This is a genomic window from Synechococcus sp. FACHB-909 (assembly GCF_014698945.1).
Taxonomy (GTDB): Bacteria; Cyanobacteriota; Cyanobacteriia; order PCC-6307; family Cyanobiaceae; genus Cyanobium.
Genome location: NZ_JACJTY010000001.1, coordinates 467,815 through 478,788, shown reverse-complemented (window position 1 = coordinate 478,788; position 10,974 = coordinate 467,815). Strand labels below are relative to the sequence as shown.

Annotated in this window: 9 protein-coding genes; 4 read left to right on the top strand and 5 right to left on the bottom strand. The window is 69.5% G+C overall.

The genetic code is table 11. The features are described from left to right. The 3 genes from H6G99_RS02335 to H6G99_RS02325 are packed head-to-tail and all read right to left on the bottom strand — an operon-like array spanning position 1 to position 2,767. Complete coding sequence (locus H6G99_RS02335) at positions 1-1,227, bottom strand: hypothetical protein (protein WP_190609604.1); 1,227 nt, start codon at positions 1,225-1,227, stop codon at positions 1-3. Further along, entirely contained in the window at positions 1,224-2,000 is a 777-nt protein-coding gene (locus H6G99_RS02330) for a phosphatase PAP2 family protein (protein ID WP_190609603.1), read from the bottom strand. Before H6G99_RS02330 ends, H6G99_RS02335 begins: the two co-directional genes overlap by 4 nt. A 50-nt stretch (positions 2,001-2,050) precedes the next feature. After that, on the bottom strand, positions 2,051-2,767 hold the full coding sequence (locus H6G99_RS02325) for an SDR family oxidoreductase (RefSeq protein WP_190609602.1): 717 nt from the start codon (positions 2,765-2,767) through the stop codon (positions 2,051-2,053). 104 nt (positions 2,768-2,871) lie between these two features. Here H6G99_RS02325 and H6G99_RS02320 point away from each other — a divergent pair, with 104 nt between their 5' ends. The 3 genes from H6G99_RS02320 (at position 2,872) to H6G99_RS02310 (ending at position 7,604) form a co-directional block, all read left to right on the top strand. After that, positions 2,872-5,847, top strand: a complete 2,976-nt coding sequence (locus tag H6G99_RS02320) for a CHAT domain-containing tetratricopeptide repeat protein (RefSeq protein ID WP_199296901.1) — start codon at positions 2,872-2,874, stop codon at positions 5,845-5,847. Positions 5,848-5,980: 133 nt separating this feature from the next. Next, positions 5,981-6,742, top strand: a complete 762-nt coding sequence (locus H6G99_RS02315) for a hypothetical protein (RefSeq protein WP_190609600.1) — start codon at positions 5,981-5,983, stop codon at positions 6,740-6,742. A gap of 16 nt (positions 6,743-6,758) precedes the next feature. Beyond that, positions 6,759-7,604: a hypothetical protein gene (locus H6G99_RS02310; protein ID WP_190609598.1), complete on the top strand. Its 846-nt coding sequence runs from the start codon at positions 6,759-6,761 to the stop codon at positions 7,602-7,604. Here the strand turns inward: H6G99_RS02310 and H6G99_RS02305 are convergent. After that, positions 7,601-7,996, bottom strand: coding sequence for a hypothetical protein (locus H6G99_RS02305; RefSeq protein WP_190609597.1), 396 nt, complete (start codon positions 7,994-7,996; stop codon positions 7,601-7,603). The two genes, H6G99_RS02310 and H6G99_RS02305, sit on opposite strands and share 4 nt — an antisense overlap. Positions 7,997-8,137: 141 nt before the next feature. Here H6G99_RS02305 and H6G99_RS02300 point away from each other — a divergent pair, with 141 nt between their 5' ends. Then, on the top strand, positions 8,138-9,562 hold the full coding sequence (locus H6G99_RS02300; RefSeq protein ID WP_190609596.1) for a mechanosensitive ion channel domain-containing protein: 1,425 nt from the start codon (positions 8,138-8,140) through the stop codon (positions 9,560-9,562). Positions 9,563-9,578: 16 nt separating this feature from the next. Here H6G99_RS02300 and H6G99_RS02295 read toward each other — a convergent pair whose 3' ends face one another. Then, positions 9,579-10,862 carry a DUF1254 domain-containing protein gene (locus tag H6G99_RS02295; protein WP_199296900.1) on the bottom strand — a complete coding sequence of 428 codons (1,284 nt, stop codon included), beginning with the start codon at positions 10,860-10,862 and terminating at the stop codon, positions 9,579-9,581. Positions 10,863-10,974 lie beyond the last annotated feature (112 nt).

The following is a 10,974-nucleotide window of genomic DNA, read 5'->3' as shown; positions in this document are numbered from 1 at the left end:
TCATCCCTGCGTCCGATCCAGCATGGCCTCCAGTTTCTCCAGCAGCTCGGCCGCCTCCCGCTCACCGGAGAGGCCGTCCACCACGATCGGCGGCCGGCGTTCGCTCCAGAGGATCACCCGGGGGTCGGGGCCGCCCAGCAGCAGCGCCCCGGTGACCAGCCGCAGCGGCAGCTGGCGGCTGGGCTGGCCCGGGCGGCGGAGGCGGAGCTGGTCGCCCGTCAGGGAGAGCTCCTGGGGGCGCCACTGGCGGTAGCTGCCGACGCCGGCGGCACCGAGGGCGGCGACCACCAGCAGGGCCTGGATCACGGTCCACTCCGGCAGGGCCAGCGACAGCAGGCCCGGCAGGGAGAGATCCAGCACCAGGGTGGTGGGTTCGCTCAGGCCCAGGCGCGGCCCGAACATCCAGACCAGAAAGCCGCCGTACTTCACCATCACGGTGTTGAGCACGGCGACGAACAACAGGTAGCTGCCCTGCTCGGCGAAGGAGCGCCACCACTGGGCCGCGCCCACGCCGCGGCGGCGGCGGACCAGGCGTGTGGCGGAAGCTCCCGTTTCCACCATCCAGACATCGTCCGGCTGCGGCCCTTCCGGCCGGGACCCGGCGAGCTTGCGGGCCTCAAGGGCGCCGGCCAGGCGCAGGGGCACCGCCAGATCGGCGGCCAGGGCGTGGGCCTGCTGCCAGGCGCCGGAGAAGCTGGCGGCCCGGGCCAGCAGGTGCTCCCCGGCGGGATCGGCCACGGCAAGAACCAGATCCCAGCCAAGGGGCCGCTCCCCCAGCGGCGGCAGCTGGACGCTGGCCTGGCGGATCAGCACGGCCGTGATGGCGGCCCGCTCCACCTCCAGCCGTTCGCTGCCCCCGGGCGTGTCCACGAACAGGTGGAGGCGGTCACCCCAGCTCTGCAGCTGCACCCGCCGCAGCACCGGCGCGCCGTAGCCCAGCCGGGCCATCAGCCACTCCATCGGCAGCAGGAACAGCAGCAGGCCGAGCACGTAGCCGGCGGCCCCCTGGAGGCTGACCAGCAGGCAGAGGCCGGAGAACAGCAGGAAGGCCAGCAGGCTGACGAGCGGGTTGGCGGGGACCTCGTCCTCGATCAGTTCCCGCCAGATCATGCGCTCCAGGGCCAGGGCCAGCCCCTGCACGGAGCGGCGCAGCAGCACCAGTGGGGTGAGCAGCAGCCCCAGTCCGTTGCGCCGGGCGCCGCGAACCGTGGCGCTGAACGCGATCAATCCGCCAGCAGGGGCAGGCCGGCCGGTGGGACCGCCAGCAGCAGGCGGCGCTCACCGTCCACCTGCTGCTTGAAGCGGCGCCACTGGGGCGAGGCGATCACCTGCTGGCTGATCGCCTCGGCGAGGCGCTGGCCGGCCAGCACATCACTGGGGTAGTGCATGGCGCAGTAGGCACGCACGTAGCCCCCCTGGAGGCCCACCGGCAGCAGCCGCTCCCGGCGCTCCGGCAGCAGGTCGGCCAGCAGCAGGCTCGCGGTGGCAAACCAGGTGGCATGGCCGCTGGGGAACGACCAGGAGCTCTCCAGGGGCAGACAGGGCTTCAGATCGGGGTGGCTCAGGAAGGGGCGTGGCCGGGCCACCGCATCCTTGAGCTGATCCTTGAGCCCATCGGCCCGCTCGAGGAAGGCCGGCAGGCCCGCGTGGAGAAGGGGGGAGGTGCGGGCCAGGTCGGCGCCCACGGCGGCATCGAAGACGCTGAGATTGCGGTTCAAGAAGCGCCAGCTGTGCACGATCCCCGCCGGCGTGCGGCTGCGCTGGTTCCAGCGCAGGATGGCCAGATCGTCGAGCTCCAGGCGGCTGCCGGGGGCCGGTGGCTCACCGAGCACGGCGCGGTAGGCGGCCGGTTGGAGCGCCAGGCCCGCCGCCGGATCCGCCGGCTGGGCCAGCGCCGGCCCGCCCGGCGCCGGTCCTGCCAGCGCCCGGGAACCCGGCAGCAGGGCGGTCTGCAGCAGCAGCAGGCTGGTCAGCCATGGTCCCGGGCGCAGGGTGTGCATGGCTCCGGTGCCGGCGGCGGGGTGGCAGCACCGTAGGGGTGCTCCGCAACTCAGAACCGTTCGTCGCCGATGGCGGGCAGCACCAGCTCGCGCACGAAGGACGCCGGCGAGAGCTGCAGCAGGGCCGAGACGATCCGGACCACGTCGTGGAGCGGAATCTGCCGGCCCTCACCGCGCCCGGCGGCCGCCTCGGGCGTCACCTCCAGGCCGTCGTCGGTGTTCAGGTAGCCCAGCTGCAGGCAGGTCACCGCCAGTTGCTGGTCCCGGAAGCTCTCCCGCAGGGCATCGGCGATGCCGCTGAGCGCGAACTTGGAGGCGCCGAAGGTCACCTCCGGCTGCCCGCTCTGGCGCAGGCCGGAGGTGGAGCCCGTGAGGATCAGCTGGGGCCTGGTGGAGTCGAGCAGGCGCGGAATCAGCCGCCGCAGCAGCATCAGGGTGCCGGTGATGTTGATGGCCACCATGGTGGCGATGCTGTCGTCGGGATCCTCCAGGAAGCTGTAGGCCTCGCTGAAGGCGTTCGCTTCCCAGACGCCGAGGTTGTAGATCAGCACATCCAGCTGGGCAGGGGCCTGCTGCTCGATCCACCGGGCCGCCGCCAGCGGCTCCGCCAGATCCGCCTCGATCCAGCCGAGATCGACGCCCGCCGGCAGCCTCAGGCCATCGGGCCGTCGCCGCGAGACGCCGATCACCGTGTCGCCGGCGCTGCCCAGACCTTCGACAAAGGCACGGCCAAGCCCGCGGCTGGCCCCGACCACCATCAGTTTCATGGATCCTTTCCGGCAGGGTTTGTCGATGTGCGGGCCATGCTGGATCCAGTACCGGAAGCTGGGTAACCCCCCGTCTGCCCATGACGTGGTCCCCTCGCTCCCCGTTGGCTCTGCTCCGGTGGGGAATCGCCCTGGGCGTGCTGTTGCTGGCCGATGGACCGCCTGCGGAGGCCGTCCATCCCCAGGGCCAGCCACCGGAGCCACGGCAGCAGCAGTGGCTGGCCCAGCCGCTGGGCGAGCGCTATCCCCAGACCCCTGCGCAGGTGTGGGAGTGGATCGACGAGGCCAACGCCCTGGAGGCCAAGGGGGCGAACGGGAAAGCGGCGGCGCTGTGGGAGAAGGTGCTGGCCTGGCGCCAGAAGGCGCTGGGGCCCGACCATCCCGATACGGCCACCAGCCTGAGCAACCTCGGGCTGCTCTATGTCAGGGAGCGCGCCTTCGCCAGGGCCGAGCCCCTGCTGGCCCGGGCCCTGGCGATCCGAATCCGGATCCTGGGGCCAGATGACCCCCTCACTGCCCTCAGCCTCAACAACCTCGCCTGGCTGTCGTTCAACCAAGGCCGCTACGCCAACGCCGAAACCCTCTACCGGCGCGCCCTGGCGATCGCCGAGAAGGCGCTGGGGCCAGAGCACCCAGGACTCGCCCTGGGCCTGACGAACCTCGGGCTTCTGTACAACGCGCAGGGCGCCTACGCCAAGGCCGATGCCGTCTATCGGCGCGCCCTCGCCATCAGGGAGAAGGCGCTCGGACCCGATCACCCCGACACCGCCACCAGCCTCAACAACCTGGCGGCGCTGTACATCAACCAGGGCCGCTATGCCGAGGCGGAGCCCCTGCTGCGCCGCACCCTGGCCATTAAGCAGAAGGCACTGGGTGACAATCACCCCGACACCGCCACCGGCCTCAACAACCTGGCGGCGCTCCAGGAGAACCAGGGTGCCTTCGCCAGGGCCGAACCCCTCTATCAACAGGCCCTGGCGATCAACGAAAAGGCGCTGGGCCCGGAGCATCCCGCAACGGCCACCAGCCTGAACAACCTGGGCCTGCTCTACCGGAACCAGGGGGCCTATGCGCGGGCGGAGCCCCTGCTGCGCCGTGCCCTGGCGATCCGGGAGAAGGCGCTCGGCGCCGGCCACGCCGATACCGCCGCCAGCCTCAACAACCTCGCCATGCTGTACAGCGATCAGGGCGCCTACGCCCGCGCCGAGCCGCTGCTGCGCCGCGCCCTGGCCATCCAGGAGAAGACGCTGGGACCCGCCCACCCCGTCACCGCCACGGGCCTCAACAACCTGGCGGTGCTCCTCGACCACCAGGGTGCCGCCGAACGGGCCGAGCCGCTGCACCGGCGCGCCCTGGCGATCCGGGAGAAGGCCCTGGGGCCAAACCATCCCGACACCGCCGGCAGCCTCAACAACCTGGCGGATCTCCACCGCCTCCATGGCGCCCATGCCAAGGCGGAACCCCTCTTCCTGCGTGCCCTGGCGATCTACGAGACAGCGCTGGGGCCCGATCACCCCACCACCGCCCTCAGCGTCAACAATCTGGCCAAGGGATACCTGAGTCAGGGGGCCGAGGCCCGGGCCGAACCCCTGCTGCGCCGCGGCATCGGCAGCCAGTCCCTGTTCCTGCAGCGGGAGGCCCCCCTGCTGCCCCAGGCCCGGCGACAGGAGCAGATCAAGGCCCTCGGCAACGTCTGGGAGATCCCCTATTCCCTTGGGGTGAGCTCGCCGGCGGGCGCCTCCCTGGCCCTGTTCACCCGCCTGAACCGCCACGGTCTGCTGCAGGACATCGAACGGCGCCAGGCCCAGCTCGGGCGCGGCTCGCCGGCCCAGCAGAGTCTGGTGAGCCAGCTCACGGCGATCACGGCCCGCCTGGCCGATGTCAACCTCAGCGAAGCGCAGCGACGCACGCTGCAGCAGGAGCGGGATCGGCTGGAGCAGGAGCTCTACCGCCAGTTGCCGGCCCTGACCCCGCGGCTGGTGGACGCCGCCCAGGTGGCCGCCGCCCTGCCCGCCGATGGGGTGCTGATCGAATTCCAGCGCTTCCGCCCCTACGACGCCCGTCAACCGGAGGCCAGGAGCTGGGGGGAGGCGCGCTATCTGGCGATGCTGCTGTTCCCCGATGGGTCGACCCGCGCGGTGGACCTCGGCCCGGCGGCGGCCATCGATCCCCTGATCCAGCGGGCCCTGGCCGAGAGCCTGGCCCGCAACCGCCCCGCCGGACCGTTCTGGGCCCAGGTGAGCCAGCAGGTGCTGGGGCCCCTGCTGCCGCAGGTTCAGGGGCGGCGGCGGTGGTTCGTCTCCCCCGATGGCGAGCTGAGCCGCATCCCGTTCACGGTGCTGCCGGCGGCCACCCTGGGCCAGCAGGTGGAGCTGCGGATCCTCACCAGCGGCCGCGACCTGCTCCGCCTGGGCAGCCCCGGGCCCGGAGGCCAGCGCGCCCTGGTGCTCGCTGCCCCCGATTTCGGTGGCCCAGGCCAGTGGCAACCCCTCCCTGCCACGGCCGCCGAGGGGCGCTGGATCGCCGAACGTCTCGGCGCTGCCCTGTATCAGGGATCCGCCGCCACCACCACCGTGCTGCAGGAGGCCCGCGGCCCCAGGGTGCTGCACATCGCCAGCCACGGGTTCTTCACCACGGGCAGCGACGATCCGCTGCTGAACAGCGGCATCGTGCTGGCGGGCGCCAACCGCAGCCTCCCGGCAGGCGACGACGGCTACCTCACCGCCAAGGAGGTGGCCCAGCTGCAGCTCGATGGCACCGAGCTGGTGGTGCTCTCCGCCTGTGACACCGCCTCCGGAACCCTGCAGACCGGCGAAGGGGTCTACGGCCTGCAGCGGGCCCTCACCGTGGCCGGCGCCCGCTCCACCCTGCTGTCGCTGTGGAAGGTGGACGATGACGCCACGGCGGCGTTCATGCAGCGCTACGTCGCCCTGCTCAAGCGGGGAATGGGTCGCATGGAGGCGCTGACGGCGGTGCAGCAGGAGTTCCGCAGCAATCCGCCGGAGCCGGACTGGGCTGACCACAAATTCTGGGCCGCCTGGCAGCTCACGGGTGATGGGGGCCCGATCCCCGGTTTATGAGCCAGGCGCTGCACACCAGGCAGACTGAAAGCCGGCCGTGTGTCGGTGTTGCCAACCCATGCGAAATCACCGGGGGTCTGCGGCACTGGGGGCTCTGTTGTTCGCAGCTTCGCTGCCCCTACCGATGGCTCCGGTGTCCGCTGCCCCAGAAGACAACGCCGCTGCCCTGGACAGCGTGGTGGGGGGCATCGCCGCCCAGCTCCGCCGGAGCTGGATCGCGGATCCAGGCACCGCCTCACTGCCCTGGCCGTCCATCGAGGTGCTTCCAGCCGGCCAAACGCCAGGTCAGGTCTGCCCGGGGGACAGCGTGAAGGACCCGGCGGCAGGGGCCGTCCAGAGCCCGGCTCTCTACTGCGCTGCCAGCGGCAGGGTGCTGCTGGATCGCAGCCGGCTGGCGAAGGAGTCCAACCGACATGGCGACTGGGGCGTGGCCTACTGGCTCGGGGTCGGCCTTGGCCAGGCCATCCTTGGCCAGCGGGCTGCCAGGCTCCAGCCACCCGCCACCGCCAACCTCCAGGCCAACTGCCTGGCGGGGGTGCTGATCGGTGGCACCAGCCTGCAACCCAGGCCCCAGGACCCCCCCAGGCCCGACCAACTCGTTGCCCCGGCCAACGGCGCCTATGGCACCGCTGCGGCCGAGCAGATGGGAACCCGCAGCCAGCGCTCCTATGCCCTGCTCACCGGCCTTGGCATGACGGAGCTGGCTGGTTGCTCCGATGGGGCGATGGCCCAGCTCGCCAGGGACCAGGTGCCCGATCCAGCGCTGCTGGGCGCCCTGGCCACGGGGACAGACCGGGCCGCGTTCAACACGATGGCGGTGATGAACCGGCGCTGCAGGAGGCTGCCCAACTCCCCCTGCCCGAGGCGTGTGCCCCCCTTCACCGGCCAGAAGTGAGGCACCACGAGAGCCCGTGAGCAGCGAACCCCCGATCAAGACCCATGGAGACAGTGAGTCGCTGCCCCCGAAAGGAATGCCGGGCGCCCGAGCCAGGGCGGGATCGTTGCGCCTGCCGGCCTGGATGCGCTCGCCGTCGCTGCACGAATGGGTCAGGACGCTGGGCATCATCATCGCCGCCTCCTGGGGGATCTACACCTTCGTGTGGAAGGAGATCTATGTGCCCTCCCAGGCGCCGGCCAGCATTAGTCTGGAGATCAGCCTGACGCCGATCGCCGCCGACGGACCGAGTACAGGATCGTCGCCCTCGCTGCAAAGGGAACTGAAGGTCAGTGCCACCAACGCCAGCAATCGCCGGCTCTACCTGCTCAACAGTTTCTGGGAATTGTTCCCCATTCGTCGCCAGGGATGGAATCGAGCGACGTTTCCTGAACGCGCCAAGGGCCCCTTCGATGCCATGCCTGTGGAAAGGGGCGCCGTGCTCCAGCCCTACCCAACGGAAGCGGCAGGAAAACTTTTCGTGGACGATCACATCAATCCAGGCGAAACCATCCATCGCTCCGTGATTGTCTCCCTGCCCGCGGGAGCGTATGCGGCCCAGGTGGATGTGCTGGTTCCCGTTCTGACGCGGGAGCCCCCCAGGGGGAATGGCCTGCTGGGCGGCAGGGTGCTGGAGTGGGGGTATGACAGGAGTGAGGTGATCATTCCCATGCTCTGTGTGGTCGGCGATCCGAACGATTGTCTGCGTCTGGATGATCCGGAGAAGCAGGATCTCCAGATGGATCGCAAGCTGAAGGCCTTTGATCCGAACTACGTGCTGAACGAGCAGAGTGTGCAGGTGGGGCTGTCGGGTGGCTCCTAGGGCAGACGACGGGCGCCACCCATCGGCCCACGCTTGCCATCAGGCCCCAGCAGCCAGAAGCGAATCGCATCGCCGTCCACCTCGAACTCCTCCACGACCTTCAGCCCAGCGATGCCTGGATCCGAGGGGAACAGCACGCGCCAGGTCCGGCGGGAGCCCTCGCAGGTTCCCTCCCAGGCGCCGGCGGCGGTGCCTCCCCGTTCCGAAACGATCCACACCACGTGATGGCGGCCGTCGGCCAGCTTGGTGACCACGGCCCGCCCCGGCTTGCTGGGTGCTACGTAGTCCCAGGTGCCGAGCGCCGCCTCACAGGGCGATGCTGCTGGGGCTGCCCAGGATGGGGTTGCACCCAGGGCCAGGGCCAGCGCCATCGGGAGCAGTTGGCATCGCATGGGCTGCTCCAGAGAAGGCTGGGGGCCAGGCCGACTGTAGGGACGGTTTCCTGCGGAGTCGGTCGTCAGCGCGGCCGCCCGCCACGCACGGCATCACGCCGCCGCCTCGGGCTAGAAGGGAGCAACGGCGGAGCCCAAGGGGTGGATCTCGAGCGCTTTCAGAGGTTGTTCACGGCCCCGCTGCTGCCCCTGGGCCGCCAGAGCTTCTCCCTGCTCTGGATCGTGGAGGTGCTGCTGCTGCTGCTGGCCGTGAGCCTGGCGGCGCGGGGCTTGAAGCGGCTGCTGGCCGGACGCGTGCTGCGCTGGTTCTCCCTGCCGGAGGGGCGTCGCGAGGCGGTGGCCACCCTCCTTTCCATGGGGCTGGCCGCCCTGGGCTATGTGGTGGTGGCCCAGGGGATGGGGCTCGACATCGGTGCCCTCGCCGTGATCTTCGGGGCCCTCGGGGTGGGCATCGGCTTCGGGCTGCAGGAGCTCACCCGCAACCTCACCAGTGGCCTCACCCTGCTGATGGAGGGGAAGCTGAAGGTGGGCGACCAGATCGAGTTCGGCGACACCAGCGGCTTCATCCGGGAGATCTCGATCCGCTCCACCGTGATCCGCACCTTCCAGGGTGCCGAGATCGTGGTGCCCAATTCGGCCATCACCAATGCGCCGGTGAAGAACCTCAGCTACCTGAGCTCCGATGGCCGGGTGGATGTGGAAGTGACGGTGGCCCACGGCAGCGACCCCCTGGCCGTGACCGAGGTGCTGCTGGATGCCGCCCTCGCCGAGCCCTCGGTGCTGGTTGATCCGCCGCCGAAGGTGCTGCTGCATGGCCTCCAGGGCCAGGGGATGGCGTTCGAGCTCTGGGCCTGGACCTCGGCGATCCACGCCAGCCTCAGCCTGCGCAGTTCGCTCAACTACGCGATCGAGCAGGGGCTGCGGGAGCGCCGCATCGAGCTGGCCGGGTCCCGCCAGCAGATCCAGCTGCTGTCCTCCCGGCGCAAGGTGGAAGAGGAGCAAGCGGGCCCGGACTGGAGCCCCCTGCGGGCCTCCCTGCCCGACCATGCCTGCTACAGCGGCATGGATGATCGGCGCCTGCGGGAACTGGTGGGCAGTGGCGCCCGCCGATCCCTGCCCGCCGGCACGGTGCTGGTGCGCCAGGGTGATGAGGGCCGCTCCTTCCACCTGGTGCTGAGTGGCGCGGTGGATGCGATCCATGAAACGGACCGGGTGAGCCGCAAGCTGTTCACCTTCACCGCCGGGGAATTCTTCGGTGAACTGCCGCTGCTGCTTCAGGTGCCCTACCCCACCACCATGGTGACCGCTGAGGACACGACGCTGTTCGTCGTTCCCAGCGGCAGCTTCCGCGCCCTGCTGGCGTCGCGTCCCGAATTCGCCGACACCGTCGCCCGGGAGGTGGCGCGCCGCAGCGACGTGCTGCGCAGCTACGAGGACTGCCTGCGCCAGCGCGGCCTGCTCGAGGACGCCGACATGGGCCACCCCCTGCAGTGGTTCCGCGAGCGGCTGAAACGGGTGCTGGCCGGACGCCCCGCCATGGCCTCGGTGGAGACGGAGGCCGGCTGAGCGCCGAACCGCCGGATCACGGCTGCGACTGGATGGGATCGGGGCGCCAGGTTTTGTTGAACCAGGGCTCCAGCGGACCATAGAGGCGCAAAATCGTGAACCAGCCCTTGCCGGGAATCGTCTGGACCCAGTTGTTTTCGAATCCAACCGGGGCCTTCGGGCCAAACCAGACATCAACAGAACCGTCGGCATTGGCTTTGAGGCCCTTGTCCTGGCTGCTGACACTCGGTGCCTTCTGGTCGGTCTGCAGCATCGATCGCGTCTGGGTGTCATAGACGATCACGGACCAGAAATCGGCGACGGGGACGTTGGCAGGCAGGCGTAGCCGATAGGTTTTGCTGCCATCAAGGCGTTCACCCTTGGCGTCCAATGCGGCCCACGGGTACTGGGAGCCTTTGCCGACATTCTTGACTTCCATGGCCGGTGTGACACCGGTGGCGAAGTAGTAGTAGAAAATGGCACCATCCAGGTTGGCCACACCCGGGGACACTTCGAACCTGTAGCCGCCGAAGAACGGCAGCCGCCAGGGGCTGTCCGGGTAGAAGAAGGCGTCCGGCTCGCGAATCTTGAGGGCCAGGGTCCGTGCCGTCACCGCACCGATGTTGGCGGCGTCACTGAGGATCTTCTTCCAGCGTTCGTCGGGGTTGAAGGGTTTCCCTTTGACGATGCCCACCGAGGCGAAGAGACCAAGTGTGGTCGGGTCGGCGCCGGTGGGTGGTTCCTCCTGAATCACCTGGTTGAGAAGTGCCCAGAAGGAATAATCGCCAGGGGCCACGAAGTTGGCCGGCACCCCGGAGGCGTTGGCGAACCTGATCGCCGGTGGGTTGGCCGCAGCGGAGAGCTGGTAGATCTTCAGGTTGGCCTTGACCGAATCCACCCCGGGTTTGGGGGAACCATCCACTAGAAAGGAGCGGAAGAACAACCAGTTGCCGTAGGTCTTTGGCCGGACGACTTGATACCCCTGCGGGATGGCGCCCTGGTAGCCGGGGGGAAGGAACAGGTACTTGCCGCCCGCGCCCTTGTCGGCCCCAGTGATGCCGACATCGACCACCCAGCGATACCAGAAATCATTGACGGCACCGAGCACCTTGGGGGGGACTTCGACCACCAGGGGTCCCTTCTTGGTGTCGAGCCAGATGAAGCTGTACACGGTGTTGTCGTTGGCCGTGAGCTCCACCGTGCGGGGATCCACCAGGTTCTCCCAGATCACATTGGTGCTGTTCTCGGGGCCGAACTTGCGCAGCGATTCCCGCATGCCGGCCTGATTGACGATCGGGATCGCCAGCAGGTAGGCCTGCAAGGCCCGGGAGCGATCCAGGTTGTCGTAGATCTTCTCGATGGTGTCGGGTTTCGGGAACCCATCGATCAGGTCCAACGGGCCGATGGATGTCTCGAGGCGATCCGGTGTGGCC

Excerpts from the sequence above, each read along its gene's own strand:
- H6G99_RS02330 (WP_190609603.1), bottom strand. The coding sequence starts at position 2,000 with ATGCACACCCTGCGCCCGGGACCATGGCTGACCAGCCTGCTGCTGCTG.
- H6G99_RS02325 (WP_190609602.1), bottom strand. The coding sequence starts at position 2,767 with ATGAAACTGATGGTGGTCGGGGCCAGCCGCGGGCTTGGCCGTGCCTTT.
- H6G99_RS02305 (WP_190609597.1), bottom strand. The coding sequence starts at position 7,996 with ATGCGATGCCAACTGCTCCCGATGGCGCTGGCCCTGGCCCTGGGTGCA.